The organism is Luteolibacter ambystomatis (assembly GCF_018137965.1).
Classification (GTDB): domain Bacteria; phylum Verrucomicrobiota; class Verrucomicrobiia; order Verrucomicrobiales; family Akkermansiaceae; genus Luteolibacter; species Luteolibacter ambystomatis.
This window is the reverse complement of sequence record NZ_CP073100.1, coordinates 2,880,450-2,898,464: the sequence shown is the minus strand read 5'-3', so window position 1 is coordinate 2,898,464 and position 18,015 is coordinate 2,880,450. Positions and strand designations below refer to the sequence as shown.

Genomic DNA, 18,015 nt, shown 5'->3' with positions numbered 1-18,015 from the left:
CGCTTTGAGGGCAGGCGAGTCATCGCCGGGAAATATGCGGCCTTCGCCATGCCCGCCTCCAATGTTCCAAGGCTGACTCCATAGTGGTGCAAGCTTTCAGCCGTCATCTGCGTGGGCTCCCGTCGATGACTCTCCGGTACCAAAAGCGGTGATGGCTCACCGCACTCCAAATTCACAACTTATCCGCCGATGCGCGTGTGGGCATCCACCACCAACCGGCTTGTATCGAACCCCTGCTCATGCGCCACCTTCTTCATCCGCGCGAAGTCCTGCTTCGAGATCCGTGGTGAGCGGGAGAGGAACCACAGCGTCCAGCGGTCCGGCGTGCCCACGATCGCATGCCGGTAGTCCGGTGTCAGATCGATGATCCAGTAATTGCCTTCTTTCGGCACCGGGATGGCCGCCGCATACCACTTTCCGGGGAATCTCACTTTCAACCGGCTGTTCGTGCCATCCGCCGGTTCGGCCCGTCCTTCCACCGAGCGGCGCGAGCCATCCGCCTGGATGCAGGTGTTCACCACCTTGATCGAGCCGTCCTTGTTCAGCGAGTAATCCGCCGTCGCCGAGGCGCAGTCCTTCTGGAACCACTGCGGGAGTCTCGCCACCTCATACCACCGGCCCGAGTAGCGCTTCACATCCACCTGCGTGGCCGTCTTGAGCTGCGCATGCATGCTCTTCGGCGGCGGATCGGCAGGCATGGTGCAGGAGGCGAGTGCCAGAGCGGCCAGTGCTGCGGAGAATGCGGGAAACTGTTTCACCCGTGACGATACTCCCGAAACGTCCCCCGCAACAGAGGATTTGATGCCACTGCTCCTTGCCTGCGCGCTTCCATAGCTCCGCCAATTCCCCAAAACCTTCGTTCATCCCGGAGGCCTTGGGATTTGCCCTCCTCGCAGCCTCCCGTTAGACTCGGTGCATGGAAAAGAACCGGCTCGAAGCCTTCAGCGACGGCGTCCTTGCGATCATCATCACCATCATGGTGCTGGAGATGAAGGTGCCACATGTTGAGACGCTTCCGGAGTTGAAACCGCTGCTGCCCGTCTTTCTGAGCTATGTTCTCAGCTTCATCTACGTGGGCATCTACTGGAACAACCATCACCACATGCTGCACCTCACGCGGCGTGTGAGCGGCGGCATCCTGTGGGCGAATCTGCACCTGCTGTTCTGGCTGTCCCTGTTCCCGTTCACCACCGGCTGGGTGGGGGAGAGTCATATGGGCGAGGCTCCGCTGGCTCTTTACGGGTTCGTGCTGCTCATGGCCGCCATTGCCTACGTCATCCTCCAGAATGCGATCATCCGCCAGCAGGGCAAGGATTCGCCGCTCGCAGCCGCGGTGGGTGGTGATTGGAAGGGCAAGGTCTCACCGGCGTTCTACATCGCAGGCATGGCGCTGGCATTTCATGTGCCGTGGCTTTCCATCGCCTGTTACGTCGCCGTGGCGCTGATCTGGCTGGTGCCGGACAAGCGTATCGAGCGGTTCCTTGAGAGGCGGGAAAAGGAGTAGGCGCCGGATGATGCCTTGCCCGGCTCAGGGCTTCGCCGGTTCCACGAAGTCCACCAGACTGCGGCACATCAGCGTGGCGCTGTCCGCTGTGGTGGTGGCGGGATAGAAGAACATCATCATGCGCTTGGTCGTGCGGTTGATGGCCATGGTCGAGAACAGTTTCTGCGGCACTCCGTCCTGGCCCATCACCGTGCCGGTGATCTGCACGCGTTCATCCGCCTTTGGCGAGCGGTTCACGATCTTGTCGCCGTTCGGCGGCACGGTGGTGCGGGTTTCGTTCACCGTGGCCAGCACCGGGATCGGGCTGAGGTTGACGAAGCGATACGCACCGGCCGGATATCCCGAAGGATCGAGCTCATAGACCCGCGGGATCATCTGCTTGTCCTTGCCCGGTAGCAGCAACACCAGCGGTGTCTTGATGTCAGCAGGTACCGTGACGTGGAACTTCGGCTTGTAGCCCTCTTCCTTCCCGTCCTTCGCCTCCACCTTTTCATACAGCGTGATGCCTTCTTCGCGCTTGAAGGGCATGGCCTCGGTCAAGGCCATGTCTGCGATCTTGAGCTGGGTGTATTTTTTCGCTTCGACCTGCGCGAACAACGGTGCGCCGCTCCAGTCGCCCCACGCGGAGACCTGGAACTTCAGGCCCTTGGTTTTCGCTTCCTCGGTCGCAGGCGAGCCTGCGGCGGGCGCGTCCTGGGCGTGGAGAAGGAGAGGGCAGAGCGCGGCGATGAGGCCGGGGATGAGAGGACGGAACATGGGAATGAAATGGAAAAGGTTGGTTTCGGGAAGATCCGGATCGATCAGACTTCGCTTTGCTTCAGCCAGCGGAAGGAAACGATCTGGAAGACGCGGCCGAATTTCTGGTCGGCAGCGGGGAGGTTGGTATTCGGCTGCCAGCGGGTGAGCAGGGGATTGCCGTTGTTCGAGGCCGAGGGATAGCTGGTGGCCGGCTTGTAGGGCTTCTCGGTCGTCGGCACAGTCCACTCCGGTGTGCGTTGGACGATCGCCTCGCACCAGGCGGAAGCCGCCACATTACCCTCCGTGTCCACGGCCTGCCCTTGGGTGCGGATGGTGAAGGTATCCGAGCGTGCGGTAATCTTCGCGCCGATCTGGCTGAGGATGTCCGCCTGCATCAGATACTGCGGCGCGCCGGTCGCGGTGGAGACCGTCATCGAGCGGGAACCCACGTTGATCGTGCGGTGCTCCATGCTGCCGAAGGTGGAGTCCTTGCCGCCCTTCACGCTGCCGTTGAGTCCGGCTTCCTCGATCGCCATCTGCATCGCGCCGAGGGCTCCGGTTTCATAGCCGTTCTTCGAGCCGCTGGTGAGGCGGCGGTTCACGAAGTCGGCGAGACCCATGAAGGGACCGCGGGCTTTCACCTGCGCGACCATCGCCGTGGCCAGCTTGTCGATCTCGTCATCGGACAGGGAACGATAGCCGCTCCAGATACCGGAGTCCGGGCTTTCCGGCATCGCATAGCGTCCGGTACCGCTCGGTTGGCTGGTCTTCGAATAGGACACGCCGCCGCCGCTGACGCTTGGCACGTCCTGGTTGCGCAGGGAACCGAGCATCGCCTTCCACGCGCGCACCGAGGTGGAGTTGATGTTGAATCCGCCTTGGATCGCCAGGTGCATGGCGATGGTCGAGTAGTCCTTGACCTCGGCGATGCGGGTGGCACGCGAGCTGTGGTCCCAATCGAGATACCTCATCGCGGGATTGAAGAACGGACTGTCCCTGCCGTCCTTCGCATCCACCACCGCCTCCGCAGCCTCGTCCAGCGAGCGGTAGCGCGGGCCTATGCCGCCCGCGAGCGGAGCGGTGCCGTAGTTCAGGCTGCTGAAGAAGTAGCGGTCCCAGATCGCCTCGTTGCCCGCCCAGCTTGCGTCCGCAAGACTCTGCGGCCCCACATTGGCGAAGTTGTTCACCAGCGCCCGGCGGCCCTGGATGTCGGTGGAGGAGGCAATGCCCGCGTTCGGGAAAGAGTTGCCGATGTGGCGGGAACCTCCGGACGAAGTGACCGAGGTATCCGCATGCTGGAACTGCGCGGGCGAGGTCATCGGCACGCGCGGCACTTCATAGAGCACCACCTTGCTCTCGCCGTTCGGAGCGACGACACCGCCACCCCACATCCCGTGGCCCGCCGGATCGGTGGCGAGCTGGAGCTGGGAGATGTCCGTGATCGGGGAGAGTTTCAGATCCCAGCCCGGGCCGACACGGTCGCCGCCGCTGTAGTCGCGGGGATCGACCGCCGCGGAGCGCGGGTTGAAGGCGGTGAACACCGGCACGTCGTCCGAGGTGTTCTTCATGCGGATGTCCAGCGCGCCCACGGAGAGGCCCACCTGGCCCGCGTTCGGCACCTGCGAGTAGTTCACGGTGCGGCTGACGAAGAGGCTGCCCATGCTGCTGTTGTCATGGGTGGCGAAGCTCACCTTCGTCACGAAGGGATCGTCGAAGATATCCGTGTCCGCGAACATGTTGTTGGTCGGCGGAACATCGGTATCCAGGTTGCGGGTGGTGCCGCTGTGGTTCTTCCCGTAGTAGAGCGAGAAGATCATGTGGTCCAACTCGGTATCGCCGGACGTGCGGCCGCGGATCTCGAGCGTGACCTGGGTTCCGGTCTTCACCTTGATCGGGGTCTGTCCGGTGGCGACGATGCCGGAGCCTTCGTTGTAGTCGAAGGTGCCGTGGATCGGCGTGATGCCGGAATACTTGATCACCTGGTCCACCACGCTCTTGTCCACGCGCTCGGGGCTGATGGTCTTCACCTCTCCGGCCTGGAGCACATAGGGGGAGCTTTTCACCGGCATCCGCATCGAGAGCGATCCCTGGGTGTAGTAGTTGGCGGAAAGGACCACGTTGGCCACCTTCTGCGTGCCGGTGTCCGCGTCGGTGTAGTTCACCGTCAGGCGCACCGGATTCATCTTGCTGATGAACATGCCGAAGGAGTCGAACGCGATCGGCACGTTGTAGGGATTGAGAACGGTGACGTAGGGATCGAACGAAACCCCCAGTTCCTCCACGCCGCTGTTGTAGCGCTTCACAAGTCCCAGCGCGAGGGTGAAGCGTGTCACCACGGGGGCGATGCGTTCCGCCGTCGGCCGGTTGATCGGGCCGGTCAGCGAGGCGGCCGCGTTGTAGGGCTGCTCGAGCAGGTTCATGCTCTGATAGGTTCCCTTGCTGGCTTTCGAGTAGAGGACGCCGGGACTGGCCCGCCACGAGTAGTTGCCATTTGTCTGGTTGAGGCCGGACGAGTAGCTCATCGGCATCTCGCCGCGTGCCGCGAAGGTGTCGGTCCCCACGGTGATGGCGCGCGGCCAGGAGAGCGCCTCATGGTCGCGCTTGTAGAGGCGGTAGTGATTGCGCAGCAGGTCCCACGTCGGGCCGCGCAGGCGGTTGCTGCCACCCACCGGGATCTCGTAGAGGTAGCCCAGCTTCGCTCCCTTGTAGAATTCCGGCGCGTTGTAGGCCGTGCCCACCGTGCTGTAGAACGACGTGTCGTTGGTTTCCCCGGAATTGTGGAATTCATTGATGGCGTTGAAATCGCCGATCTCCTGCTCGAAGGCGGAGGACAGGTCGGCGCGCATGCCGCCGTTGCGCACATCCGTGAAGAGCGAGAGTGTGTTCGCCGTTCCATCATGGAAGGTACTGCGTGGCACGATGCCGTTGTTGCCGGGAAAGGCCGCCGCGCTGGTGTTCCAGGTCACGAGGGTCTTGGTGGATTTCGAGGCGGCGTCCTTCAGTTCGGCCAGCCCGTAAAGGTCGATAGCGGCGCGCGGTGCGGCGGACAGCCGGCTCAGTTTGGCGAGCGTGTCGTCCGGGATCGTGCCGCCGGTCGCGAAATCCGCTTTCACGTTGTTGTCGAAGGTGACGTAGGCGTAGCGACCGGAAACCTTGCCGTTCGCATGAATGTCCACCAGGCGCGCCTTCACCTGTTCGTCCGGTGACGCCACCGAGCCGGTGCCGACGATTGTTGCGACGGTCTTGTCATCGCCCAGCGCCGTGGCGGCGAAGCTGGTGACGGCCGGGTCTTCGGTGCCGGGGATGGTGGACACCAGCCACTCCACGAAAGTCTTGTCATCCGGGCGGGTGGGATCCCACTTCGAGCTGCCCCACACGCCGGTCATGAAGCGGCGCTCCGGGTTGAGCTTGGCGGTCTTTTCCAGAATCTCCGCCCGTGCCGTCACCCGCTGGTCGGGGCCGGTGGTTCGCTGGAGCTGCCCGAGGGCGATGGCGAGGGCCAGCCGGGCATTCGAGCGGGCGATGGCCATGTTGGTTCCGGCCTGGGTGCTCCGCAGGGTCACGGAACTCAGGGACAACAGGCCGAGGGCAAGGGTCGCCAGCAGGACCATCATCATCAGGGTGATTACCAGCGAGAAGCCGGATCTCATCCTATCGATTTTAGAAGCCGACATGGCGTGAGCCAGCGGCACGGCTGCGCATTTTTGGACGGATTTCATGGTGCAAGAGAACGAGGACAAACAAAGAACAACGGTACAGGACCCTTCCAGCAGGCCGCCTGTCAACTCGATGAGTATTTACGTTGTAGGTATGAAAAATCGTCACTTGCCCTACTCGCCCCTATGAAAGCCATTTGGGCGACTCGAATTGAGACGAATATCCATGCCGATGGGCACGGCTCACGCAAGATCACGCAGAATCAAAGGATTCGTCTCTCCGGGCTATGGAGATTTAGCTCACCTCAGCGGCAGGGCGGTCGTGTGGAGGAGTAAATGGCTAAAATTGACTGCGATTTGCAACGATCGCGGCACTTCCATCCCATCCAGACACTGCCATCTCGAAAGGATCGAGGCAGCCGGACGCGACTTATTCGCCAGCGAGCCTTCCTATCGCGGGAAAAGCCCGTGGCTGCAAGAAGAAAGGCTTTAAAATGAATGAGATATGCATGCATTTAACGGCTCCGGGCGGGCGTGTTGCTGGAGCGGAAAAGTCGTACTATCTTTACGGATGTCTTTTCCTCTGCAGCACCGCCGTACCAGTCCCGACGATTGCTCGCCGGGGGATTACCTGCGGGAGGAAGACTGTCCGGAATGGCGCGGCGGAGTGGAGGCGGTGACCTTTCAACCCGGACACGAACCCGGTGCCGCGAATCCCTTCGACGATGCGGCCTACAAGATGGAGGTGCCGGAAGACTGGGTCTTCGAGCCTCAAGTGATGACGGATGCCACTGGAAGTCATCGCGTGTGGACACGGATCAGGTGATCGGCGAATCTGCGAAGGTGCCGTGTCGTCGCATCCGGGCATGAGAAAGCCGCGGAGGTTTCCCTCCGCGGCTTTGCTGCATCTTCCACAAAAAACAAATCAGGGAACCGTCACGCGCAGACGGGCGAAGAGCTTGCCCGCGACCTGCCAGGTGGCTTTCGGGACGTAAACCTCGACCTTGTCCACGCCCGTGCCGAAGCCGTCCGGGGTGACGTTCTGCACCACTCCGGAGGCTCCCACGGCGGTGGTCCAGGTGCCCGTCAGGTCGGCATCGAACTCGCACCCGGCGCCCACTCCGGCGGCTGCGGAGGCCGAGGTGCGGCGGAAGGTGAAGAGGACGTAGTCACCCGCAGGAGCGGAACCCGCGCCATCCGGATCGGTGTTGACCAGAGCCAGCGTCGGCATCTTGGCCTGATCCATGCCGGTGGCGGGATTGCCACCCAGCACGTATTCCACGCCGTTCGGGATGCCATCGTGATCGGGGTCCGCTCCCACTGCGGCATCGCCGCCGCTGAGACCGAAGCCACTGACCCAGCCGGTGAAGCCGGACTGCACCAGACGGATCTGGCCCGGGGTGCTGTAGTCCACGGAGAAGCCGCTCGGCAGGCCGGTGGTCGTGGTGAAGGCGGGAACGCTGCCGGTGTAGGTGGCGATCACGTAGCTGTTCGCGGTCGGGCTGGTGGCGGTGATGGCGAGCGTGGCACCAGGGCTCAGCGTCAGCGCGCCGGTCACGGCCAGCTTGTCCGCATTCGTGCCATTGACCTCGCAGGCGTAGGTGCCGGAGATGGTGGCGCTGGCGGCGGTGAGTGTGCCCACGGCGTTGTTGCCCGGAGCCACGGTGCCTGTCACGGCCAGGCTGCCAGCAAGGGTGCCGGTGCCTTTGAGCGTGGCGCCCGTGGCCACGGTGGTGGCGCTGGAGGCATTCGCGGCATTCACGATAAGCGTGCCCGCATTGACGGCGGTGGCGCCGGTGTAGGTGCTCGCACCGCCCAGCGTGAGGGAGGCGCTGCCGGATTTCACCAGCGAGAGCAGGTTGCCGTTCGCGGTACCGTCACCGATGGAACCGGCGAAGGTGTTGTCCGCCGTGTTGTTCACCGTCAGCGTGCGCGCGGTGGCATCCGCGTTGATCACCTTGGCGGCCGCGGTGCCCTTCAGTCCGGCCACGGTCACGTTCGGCACGGCATTGGTGGCCGCCACCTGGAAGATCGCGGTGGTCGCACCGGAGTCCACGGTGGCGAACTGGAGCGTGGTGTTGTCCTTCGCCACCACGTTCACGTTGCTGCTGCCCAGCGCCAGCGTTCCGGAGAAGCTGTTGAAGGGATTGGTGAAGGCAACCCAGGCGCCGTTGCCGCCATCGGTCACGGTGATCTTGCTGGTGCCGGAAACCACACCATCGAACCAGACCGACTTCGGATTCCAGCGGCCTTCCACGATGCTGTCCGCGGTCACGGACACGGTGCCCAGGAAGTGCTCGTGGCCGTCCTCCTGGTGGATGGTGCCACCATTGAGGATGAGGTTGTTCGGGATGTTGTAGACGTTGCCGGTGCTGCCCGGATAGAGGCCGAGCTTGCCACCGGCGTTGATGGTCACGGTGCCGGTGCCCAGCGCGGTGGCTGCCTGGTTGTTCACCGTATTGTTGCCCACGGCGATCATGCCGCCGCTGATGATGGTGCCGCCGGTGTAGGCGTGGCCGTTGGTCTGGATCAGGTTCAGCGTGCCGGTGCCCGTCTTCGTCAGCGAGCCGTTGCCGGTGATGGTTCCGGAGCCGCTGAAGGTGTAGGCACTGGTGTTGTTCACCGTCATCTGGGACGGGTTGAGCGTGCCGGTGAGGGTCACCGCCTTGCTGGTGGCCGTTTCGGTGAAGCTGACGTTGTCCCCGCTGTAGAACTTCGTGTCCGCGCCGGTCCAGTCGGTGGAGGTGCCGGTGTCCCAGGTGGTGTTGCCGGCCACGCCCGCCCAGACCTTCGCATCGGAGGTGTAGTTCAGCGTCAGGATCTTGTTGGTGGTGTCATCCGTGATGCTGGCGGAGCGGTAGGCGGCGGTGTTGAAGTTCGTCGTGCCGCCACTATGCGTGCCGTACTTCAGGAAGGGCACCGCCTGCACGCCCGCGGTGGTCGGGGCGTTCTGGAGCTGGAGGGTGACGCCCGCCGTGGTCTTGTTCACCGTCACCGCGCCGGTGGTGGTGAGCTGGGCGGAGGGGGTGGCAAAGTTCGCCAGCAGCGTGGAGCCTTCGTTGAGCGTGATCGCGTTCGCGGAGGTGCCTTCGCCGCCGAGCGTGCCGCCGGTGGCCACGCTGATGTCCGAGGTGAGCGTGGAATTCAGCAGCAGCGTGCCGCCCGCGTTCACGGTGGTCGCACCGGTGTAGGTGTTCGCTCCACCCAAGCCCAGCGTGCCGGCGTTCACCGTCACGGTGGCGGTGCCGGTGAAGGCGCCGTTCATCAGCAGGGTGCCGGTGCCGGTCTTCACCAGCGGCATGCTGCGGGTGCCGCCACCCGGAGTCCAGGTGAGCGTCGCACCGGTGCGGGCGATGTCGATGATGGCACCCGCACCGCGGTCCACCCACAAGGTGCGGGTGGTGGTGGCGTTGGTGGAGCCGGTGTATTGGAACGTCGAGCCGTTGTTGACACCCACGTAGTTGGCGGTGCCGCCGGTGGTGCCGATGCTGCTGCTGCCGGAACCGTCCGCGATGGCGGAGACACTCAGCACGCCCGCTTCAACGTTGGTGCCGCCGGTGTAGTTGTTGACCGGCGCGATGGTTAGAGTGCCCGCGCCGTATTTGGTGATGGCCGCGGTATTGCCGGTGCCCAGCGGAGAGGCGAAGGTGACGTTGTTGGCGTTGGTGTCGAAGGCCGCGGCTTTGGCGGCCACCATCACCACGCGGCTGGAGATGTCCTGGGCGTGCGTGCCGTTCCAGCGCAGCGTGCCGCCATTCATCGTCAGCGCGCCGGTGGTGGCGAGCGAACCGCTGTTGAAGGCGAGCACCCCGCCATTGATCGTGGTGCCACCCGTGTAGGTGTTCGCACCGGTGAGGATGACCGTGTCGCTGTTTGTATTGAGCGTGCCGGGGCCGGAGATGACACCGCTCAGGGTGCCGACGCCATAGCCACCGGTGAAGTTGACGGAGCTGGTGGCCGCCAGGTTGATCGGGCTGGAAATGGTGGCGCCATTCGGTCCCGGCCAGGTGCTGCCCAGGGTGCCGCCGTTCATGGTGATCGGCATTGAGATCGTCAGCGCGGCGCCCCAGCGGTTGGTGGTGACCGTCGCGCCGCTGTTGATCGTGAGGGTACCGGTGCCTGCCAAGGTGGTGGGCTGCTGGCCGAAGTTCACTTCTCCCGCACCGGTGGTGTAGCCGCGCATCAGGGTGAGAGAACCGGCATTCACCGTGATGTTGCCGCTGGTGACGTTCACGCCGTTGAGCATCAAATCGCCCGGACCGTTCTTGATGAGGGTGTTCGATCCCAGGGAAAGGGTGCCCAGGGCGGCGGCGTTGCCGGCATTCTGGCCGATGGCGAGCGACTTGCCGCTGGCGATGTTCACGGTGGTGTCCGAGCTCAGCGTGACCTTCGGAAGAAAGCAGCGCGTGGCACCGGTGTTGACCAACGCTCCCGCGCCGCCCACGCCGGAACCTCCGACCGTGATCGACTCCGAGGCAGAGGTGAGATCCTGGCCGCCCGCGTCCAGCGTGGCTCCGGATGCGATGGTGGTGGCGCCTGCCGAGCTGCCGAGCGCACCCGGATTGCCGAGGACCAGCGTGCCGGCATTGATCGTGGTCGTGCCGGTGTAGGTGTTTGGCGTTCCAAGAGTGAGCGAGGCGGTGCCGGACTTGGTGATGCCGCCGGTGCCGCCGATGTAGCCCGTGCCGCCGAAGGCATAGGCCTTGGTGCTGGCATTGACCGTGACGGAGGATGGCAGGATTTCACCCGCCAGGGTGACGGCGGCATTCGAGCCGGTGTCGTCGAAGGTCACCGCATCCCCGGTGTAGAAGGCGTCGGTTTCACCCGCATTCCAGCGCAGGCTGGTGCCCACGTCCCATTGGCCGTCCGTGGTGCCGTTCCACGTCAGGTTCTGGTTGGTGAAGGACAGGGTCACCGAGGTGCCCGTGTCAGTGAGGACCGGATTGCGCAGGGTGGGGAGGAACAGATCGGTGAAGATCGAGCCGATGACGCCACCGGTGTAGTTGAAGAGCGTGATCGGTGTCTGCGATTGCACCGGCACCGAGGTGAACGACACCACCGGCTGCCCGGAAAGGCTCACGTAGTGGAACGTCGGCGCGGCGGAGGTGACGGGATCCACCATGAATTTCGAGCCGCTGTTGAAGTAAACATCCCCGTTGAAGACGCCCTCGCCACCGATGGATGTGCCGGAGTTGACGGTCACCGTGGAGCCGAGCGTGCCGGTGTTGTCGAGGCGGCCGGCTTCCACCGTCAGCGCGCCGGTGTGGGTGGAGGTGCCGGAGAGGACCGTCGTGCCTGCTCCTTGCTTCCGGATGGTCAGCGTATCGGCGAAGCCCGCGGACACGGTCTGCGTGCCGGTCGTGGTCAGGATCAGCGAGCCACTGTTGGTCGGCAGGCTGATGGTGCCGGTGCCTCCGATGTTGGAGGGAACGGTGACGGTGAAGTTGTTCGTGTCGAACACCGAGGTGGTCGAGGCGTTCGCCGTGATGGCGGGGGACCAGGTGGCGTCCGCGGTGGTGCGCAGGGTGCCGCCATTGAGGACCAGCCGGTCGTTCACCGATCCGCTGTTGATGCCCAGCGCGCCCACCTCGGCCGTGCCGTTGGTGGAGAGGGTCAGCGTGTCGTTGAAGGCGGTGTCGCCGTTCGCATCGATCTGGATGCCCGAGGCCTTCAGCAGTGCGGCGGAAGCACCGCCGCCCACCGTCATGTCCGCCTGGCCGTCCCAGCCGATGTTCACGAAGCGCTCGTTGCCCGCGTTCGCGGCCAGGGCGGTGGCGTCCAGGGTGCCGCCGAGGAGGTTGTAAACGTTGCCCGGATTCACGCCGTTGGTCCAGTGGCCGAGGCGGAAGCCGAGATTGCCGCTGAGGATGGTGGCCGTGGAGCCCGCATACTGGGTGACCACGCCGGAGTTGCTGCCGGTTTCACCGAGGTTGAAGGCGCGCGTCGTGATCGTGGAACCGGAGAGCAGTTCCAGCCGGCCCACGTTGGAGGCGGTCTGGAGGCCGGTGGAAACGGTATCTACTACGATGTCCGTACCAGAGGCCAGGCTCAGCGTGCCGCCGCTGACGCGGAAGTAGCCCTTCGTCGCATCCGTGCCGAAGTCCTGGTCGAAGGACATCGTCGCCGTGGCGCTGTTCGGGTTGTACTCGAACTTCGAGGTCGCGCCCGCGATATTGATGGTGGCGGGCAGGATGCCGGTGGCCGTCACCGCGTCGATGCGGCGGACGAAGAGCGAGGTGCCGTTGGCCAGGTTCATCACCGAGCCGGACGCCAGCGAGCCGCTGGTGCCGTTGTTGCCCACGACGATCGAGCCGCCGTTGACGTTGTAGGTGGTGGCGGGGTTCGATCCGGCGAAGATGGTCGCGCAGGAACTGTTGCTCGTGAAGACGCCGGTGAAGGTGTTGTTACCGTTGAAGACCACCGTGCCGCCGTCGGTGCGGCCGAAGGCGCCGGAGCCGCTCAGGATGCCATTGACGGTGGCGACGGCCGCTCCATAGGTGCGGAAGATGCCGCCGGCCGCGCCCACGGTGATGTTGCGGGTGATCGTCTGGTTGACGGAGCTGTCGAGCAGGCCGCCGCCGTTGAGGATGATGTTGTTCGCGGCATTGCCGAGCGCGGCATCCGTCGTGTAACTCAGCAGGCCGGAGGTCACGGTGATGTCACCGGTGAAGGTGTTCGTGCCGGAGAGGCGCACGCCGAGACCGCTGGCACCGGCGCCGGTGGCGCTCATGTCGCCGTTCGACGCGATCGTGAGGCCGCCGGTGAGAGCGCCTGCGATGGGCGCGCTGATCGTGGTGGTGCCCGCGGTGTTGAGGGTCGAGGTGGTGATGGTGGCGGTGGTGCCGCCCAGCGTGAGCGCGTTCGTGCCCGCCAGCGTGTAGCCGCTGGTGGTGAAGGTGAGGCTGCCTGCAGTGACCGGGGCCGTGAGGGTCACCGTGCCCGCGGTTCCGGCGAAGAAGGCGCTGTCGAGCGATGCATTGTTCCACGCCACGTGAGCCAGGCCGCTGCCCTGGTCCCAGTTCGTGAGGGTGGTATCCCAGTTGCCGGCGGTGCCGCCGGAGGCTCCATCACCGTTGGCGGCGATGTTGACGGTGCCACCGTCCCAGTAGCGGTTCGCGCCGTGAGCGGCGCCGCCGAGGAAGGTGATGACGACCGCGGGGACGGTCAGGAGGGAAACGAAACGACGGAGGAAGCCATTCAGGCGATTCAATTTCATGGGGGTAATGCAATCTGGAATACAATATCGACACAAAGACGACACGTAGGGGTTGGCGTGGACAGGACTACGGCGTAAAGGCGGAAATTGCGCACAAATCATCGGATTGCGATTTTTAAGGCCGTTTTTGCGACTCAGCGATTGGAGGGAAAATCTCTGAAAATCAAAAAGATCCGGATGTTTTCAGCCATCGTGAGGCTGTTAGGATTAGGGTATTTTCGATAGGTGAATGTGGATTTTGATGATGCATGCAACTCATTGAATTACATGCAATAGCGAGAATTTGAGTCATGAAGAGGGTGTCCGTGGGAGGAAGGACGTATGGATCGGGCCTCTACTAGTCCTCTTGGCGATCCAAGCCCGGAGGGGGGATTGGGAGATGGCACCATGCAACGAGCGCCATGCGACATCGGAGAAAAAGATCGAGCCCCGAAGGGACGGAATGTTCAGGGAGCAACTGTTCCCTTCTTCATTCCGCCCTCCGGGGCTCGTAGTGGATTTGCATGGATTCCCGGGGAGCTGCCCCGGTTATGTCACCCGGCCCTTTTCAGGCTGGTTCCGGGACCTTATTCCCCGCCGACGAGATCGGCGCCTTCCAGCTTGGAGAAATCGATCACCGGCTTTTTCGCCGGAGTGGGCTCGCGGGTGAACTTCTGGTCCGGCTTCACATTCTCGGCGAAGAAGCCGCCGTTGCGCATAAAGAACTCCTTGCCCCTTGATCCACCGGCATAGTCCATGCGGAACAGGCTGCGGCCGATCGGATCGGTGGTGAAGCGCGCGGTGGTCACCTCGTGCCACTCGCCCTTCACATCGCGGCACCACTGGTTGCCATAGAGCGCGCCACGGCTGAGGAAGCCCTGGCGGTCCGAGAAGTTTTCCAGGAACGAATGCGCGCCGGTGTAGTGCTTGTCCGTCTGCGGGCGCTTGAAGCTGGCGATGAGCTGCCAGTCCTTCTTTTCCGGCACGAAGAACCACGCGGTATAGACCGTGGAACCCTTGCCATCCGGATGCACCCGGTTGAGGAAGCGGTAGGTGTTTCCGGCCTTCCACGCATACTTCCAGTAGCTCTGGCCACCCGAGCCCTCGCCGCCGAATTCACCGCCGTGAACGTCGGTGCCCTTTTTCAACAGAGTGATCTTCTGATCCTCCGGGATCTCACCGGGGTGGTCGGTTTTGAACGGACTCCACACGGAGAACAGCACGCGGCGCTCTTCCGGACCGTTCACCTGCATGCCGAAGTAGCCTTCGCCGAAGCCGTTCGACATGAAGTAAGAACCTATCGGATCGCTGCCCACCGGCACGGTGATCTCATTGTAGAACCACTCGACTGGCTCGCCCTTCGGCAGCTCATAGCCGAGGTGGATCGAGGGACCGCGGCGGCCCCAGTAGAAATTGTTGCCCTTGTTGTCCTTCACGTAGTTCAGCACCACGGCGGCGGCGTCCTTGCCCACCGGGGTGACTTCCAGCGCTTCGACATCGGCGAAGGTGTCACCGGTCTTCTTGATCCCCTGCAGGTCTACTTTCACGTAGCCCGCTTGTTTCATGCTCACCCGGCCCAGGGGCACATCGCTGGCCTCCGCGCCCTTGAGATCCTTTTCCACCGCCTTGCCCGCCAGCGTGGCGCGGATGCGGGATTCGCCCTGCGGCACTTTCGCGCGCAGCACGATGTCCAGATCGGCGGCGCGATCCACCCGGAAATAAACCGAGGTCACGGCGTCCGGGCTCGACCACGAGTCGTTCCGGCCACCGCGGCGATCCCCGTCCTTCGGCTGCTGGGTCAGGTAGGAATTTCCCCCCATTGGCACTTCCCAGGTTTTCGGCGCGTCCTGTGCCCGTGCGGGCACCAGGGAAAAGGCGCTGAGCAACAACGAGGCGGCCAGACCGAGGCGGCTGGACATGACAGGGCGGGAAACTCGGCGGATCGACCCATAGGCGGTCTCCACCGGCATGCGGCTGGACAAAAACATCGCCAGAGAACGTCGCCCGGGCCCGGATTTTTCAAATAAAATCGCGCCGGGCGCATCTCCCGGTGGGGAAAACCGCCTCCCGCTGCGCCGCCCCGGAGCGCACTTTCCGGAGCGGCGCTTTTTCAGAGGATGGGTCAATCGAGCGTGCCCATGCCCCCGTTGCTGAACTGTTCGAACGCGGCGAGGATCTCCTCCCGGGTGTTCATGACGAAGGGGCCGTAGCCTGCGATGGGTTCGTCGATCGGCTGCCCGGCAAGTACGAGAGCTCTCGTAGCTTCACGGGTATCGATCCGCGTGCCGGAACCCTCGCGGGACAGGACGGCCAGATCGCCTCCGCCGAGCATCTGTCCCATGATGGCGGCTTCGCCCTCCAGCACCAGAACCATGCTGGTGTATCCGTCCGGCAGCGGCAGGTCGATGTTCTTGCCCGCGGCGAGACGGAGATCCCACAGCTCGATCGGCGTGAAGGTCCTCGCCGCACCCTGATGGCCATCGAAAGAACCGGCGATCACGCGCAGGGTGCCCGCGTCATCGGGCAGTGCCACGTTCGGGATCTGGTCGCGCAACAGCGTCTGGTAGCCCGCGGGCGCGCTCTTGTCCTTGGAGGGAAGGTTCACCCAGAGCTGGATCATCTCGAAGGTGCCGCCGGTGCGGGTGAACTCCTCCGAGTGGAACTCATCGTGAAGGACGCCGTTGCCCGCCGTCATCCACTGCACGTCACCGGGGCCGATGGTGCCGCCGCCTCCGCTGGAGTCCCGGTGCGAAACCTCGCCCTGGTAGGCGAGCGTCACTGTCTCGAATCCCTTGTGGGGATGCGCGCCCACGCCGCGCTTCCGCGGACCGGGCTGGAACTCATGGGGAGCCGCGTAGTCCATGAGCAGGAACGGGCTGATCTCCGCGCCGGAGTCATGATAGGAAAAGATGGAGCTGACCGGGAACCCGTCACCCACCCAGTGGGTTTCGGTTTTGCGTCGGATGTGCTTGAGCGTTTTCATGCCCTCCATCTACCACGGACCGGCGGGCATGGATAATGCCGGGAACGATGTCTGAGCATGTCGTGGAGGAATGGCGTGCGCTCCGTGCTTGCAGGGAACCCGCTTTTGCGGCCCAGTGTGAACATGATGAAAACCGCCGTCCTCGCATTCGTTCTGGGTTTGGCCGCCGTTCCGGCCTTTGCCGCGGAGAAGGAGCCCGCCAAGCCCAAGAAGGAAACCAAGGAGCAGCCCGCTTCCAAGGAAACGGCGAAGCCCTACCCGCTGGATACCTGCATCGTCTCCGGCGAGAAGCTGAAGGAGGAGGGCAAGGATCCGGTGACCTTCGTTTACAAGGGCCAGGAAATCAAACTCTGCTGCAACGACTGCCGCGAGGACTTCGACAAGGACCCGGCGAAGTATCTGAAGAAGCTGGAGAAGAAATAATTCCTTCTTGCGCGAACCTGCTTCCCGGAGGCCACGACTCGGGACGATCTGTTTCCCTTCTTCAAGGCTCTCCGTGAGGAGGTGACAGGCGTGTGGCTGGAAGAGTTCGAGGGACCTCCCTCATTCGATCCGACGGACTGGCTGGACGGCGAGGCTTTGGAATTTCTGCTGGGCAAGGATTTCCGGGAGATCATGCCATTGGGGCGGACGCCGGTGGCGGATACTCCGCTGCTGTCATTGCTACCGCTGGAGGCCGCTTGTTACGTTACTATACCGGGACCCATTTGTTGGATGTCCTGGCGGGTTGGGAGCACTTCGCCAGACGCTCGTCCGCGGCGGATGGTTTCGTCGCTCCATGGCTGCCCGGCATTTCCTATTTCTCCCTGATGGGACACCTCGGGCTGCCTGCGGCCCGAGAGTGGTTCCGGAGGCATTCGGTATGCGAGCTCGCCGTTGGGAAGGTGCTGGCGTTCCTGTCGGGACCTATCCCCGGGGCTTTTCCGGATGAGTGCTTCGACGATGATCTGGAAGAACTCCGGGACATGGCACGGGCCTATGCGGTTTGAAATCGCTGGCTGCGGTTACGGCTCCAGCGACTTCAGCTCGATGTTCCGGAACCACACTGGCTGCGCCTCGGCCTGCAGGGCGATGTAGCCGTAGGCGAGTTGCAACGGCGCGCCTGCCTCCAGCAGCGGGGTGGCGGGGATCACGCGGTTCTGCGGATCGAGCTGCGGGCGCTGGTAGCGCAGCACCTCCTTGCCGTTGATGCGGTGGATCACCTCGTCATTGCCGTGAACCTCGACCTCCACCTTCACCCATTCCTCGGCGGGGAAGGTGGGGGCGCTGGATTCCACGATGTGCTGGGTGATGAGCTTTCCATCCATCTCCAGGTTCGTTCCCGGCGTGCAGACATTGCCGGTCGCGCGAGCGCCTTTGCCCTCGTCCGCGAGGAACTGGACCTCCAGGCTGGCGGGGAAACCCTGGCGCAGGCCCATGCTCTGCGGTGACTGCGAGTGGATCATCACGCCGCTGTTCAGATTGCAGTAGCCCGGCGCGTCCGCCATCATCTTCCCGGTGAAGCGGTACTCCATCCGCAGGATGTAGTGCGAGTAGGCGATGTTGGTGAAGAGGTGGCCGTACTGCTCGTTGAATTTACCATAGTCATCGTAGGAAACCTTGAGAATGCCGTCCTCCACGCGGAACGTGTTGAAGGGGTTCTCGCCGCACTTGTGGCCGGAGACCTTCGGCGTCCATCCCTCCAGGTCCTTGCCGTTGAATAGCTTCACCCACGGGTGATCCCCGGCCGCGGCGGGCAGGATGGACAACAGGACCGAGACGGCCAGCAGGCCGGCGGATTTTCCGATCAAGGGGCGGGCGACGGTTTGGTTCCGGTGGATCACCGGTTCATCAGAATGTATCGCGCACCCGGATGCAAGAACGGGAAGGTTTTCTCCCATGCACGAGGACCCAGCCTGATGGAATATCATGGATGAGGGCGTGTCGATATTATCTTTCG

11 protein-coding genes are annotated in these 18,015 nt (G+C 63.6%); 4 read left to right on the top strand and 7 right to left on the bottom strand.

The genetic code is table 11. From position 1 onward, the window contains the following. Positions 1-179: 179 nt before the first annotated feature. Positions 180-758 (bottom strand): lipocalin family protein, encoded by a 579-nt coding sequence (locus tag KBB96_RS10970; protein ID WP_211629454.1) that lies wholly within the window; start codon positions 756-758, stop codon positions 180-182. A gap of 158 nt (positions 759-916) precedes the next feature. Between KBB96_RS10970 and KBB96_RS10965 the strand changes: the two genes are divergently transcribed. Beyond that, positions 917-1,504: a TMEM175 family protein gene (locus tag KBB96_RS10965; protein WP_211629453.1), complete on the top strand. Its 588-nt coding sequence runs from the start codon at positions 917-919 to the stop codon at positions 1,502-1,504. Between the two features lie 24 nt (positions 1,505-1,528). Here the strand turns inward: KBB96_RS10965 and KBB96_RS10960 are convergent, their stop codons facing one another. Next, positions 1,529-2,260 carry a hypothetical protein gene (locus tag KBB96_RS10960; protein WP_211629452.1) on the bottom strand — a complete coding sequence of 244 codons (732 nt, stop codon included), beginning with the start codon at positions 2,258-2,260 and terminating at the stop codon, positions 1,529-1,531. 44 nt (positions 2,261-2,304) lie between these two features. Continuing rightward, positions 2,305-5,892 (bottom strand): hypothetical protein, encoded by a 3,588-nt coding sequence (locus KBB96_RS10955; RefSeq protein WP_211629451.1) that lies wholly within the window; start codon positions 5,890-5,892, stop codon positions 2,305-2,307. Positions 5,893-6,469: 577 nt separating this feature from the next. On the opposite strand from KBB96_RS10955, the gene KBB96_RS10950 reads away from it, so the two are divergent. Then, positions 6,470-6,724, top strand: coding sequence for a hypothetical protein (locus tag KBB96_RS10950; RefSeq protein WP_211629450.1), 255 nt, complete (start codon positions 6,470-6,472; stop codon positions 6,722-6,724). A 99-nt stretch (positions 6,725-6,823) separates the two neighbouring features. Here the strand turns inward: KBB96_RS10950 and KBB96_RS10945 are convergent, their stop codons facing one another. The 3 genes from KBB96_RS10945 to KBB96_RS10935 all read right to left on the bottom strand — a co-directional run bounded on the left by KBB96_RS10945 (position 6,824) and on the right by KBB96_RS10935 (position 16,076). Next, positions 6,824-13,114, bottom strand: a complete 6,291-nt coding sequence (locus KBB96_RS10945) for a beta strand repeat-containing protein (protein ID WP_211629449.1) — start codon at positions 13,112-13,114, stop codon at positions 6,824-6,826. A 566-nt stretch (positions 13,115-13,680) separates the two neighbouring features. Beyond that, positions 13,681-15,012: a DUF3472 domain-containing protein gene (locus KBB96_RS10940; protein WP_211629448.1), complete on the bottom strand. Its 1,332-nt coding sequence runs from the start codon at positions 15,010-15,012 to the stop codon at positions 13,681-13,683. Positions 15,013-15,215: 203 nt separating this feature from the next. Then, positions 15,216-16,076 carry a pirin family protein gene (locus KBB96_RS10935; protein ID WP_211629447.1) on the bottom strand — a complete coding sequence of 287 codons (861 nt, stop codon included), beginning with the start codon at positions 16,074-16,076 and terminating at the stop codon, positions 15,216-15,218. A gap of 123 nt (positions 16,077-16,199) precedes the next feature. Between KBB96_RS10935 and KBB96_RS10930 the strand changes: the two genes are divergently transcribed. Together KBB96_RS10930 and KBB96_RS10925 are read left to right on the top strand one after the other, a co-directional pair. After that, positions 16,200-16,499: a hypothetical protein gene (locus KBB96_RS10930; protein ID WP_211629446.1), complete on the top strand. Its 300-nt coding sequence runs from the start codon at positions 16,200-16,202 to the stop codon at positions 16,497-16,499. A gap of 257 nt (positions 16,500-16,756) precedes the next feature. After that, positions 16,757-17,065 carry a hypothetical protein gene (locus tag KBB96_RS10925; protein ID WP_211629445.1) on the top strand — a complete coding sequence of 103 codons (309 nt, stop codon included), beginning with the start codon at positions 16,757-16,759 and terminating at the stop codon, positions 17,063-17,065. 15 nt (positions 17,066-17,080) lie between these two features. Here KBB96_RS10925 and KBB96_RS10920 read toward each other — a convergent pair whose 3' ends face one another. Next, positions 17,081-17,899: a 3-keto-disaccharide hydrolase gene (locus KBB96_RS10920; protein WP_211629444.1), complete on the bottom strand. Its 819-nt coding sequence runs from the start codon at positions 17,897-17,899 to the stop codon at positions 17,081-17,083. Positions 17,900-18,015: the final 116 nt, after the last annotated feature.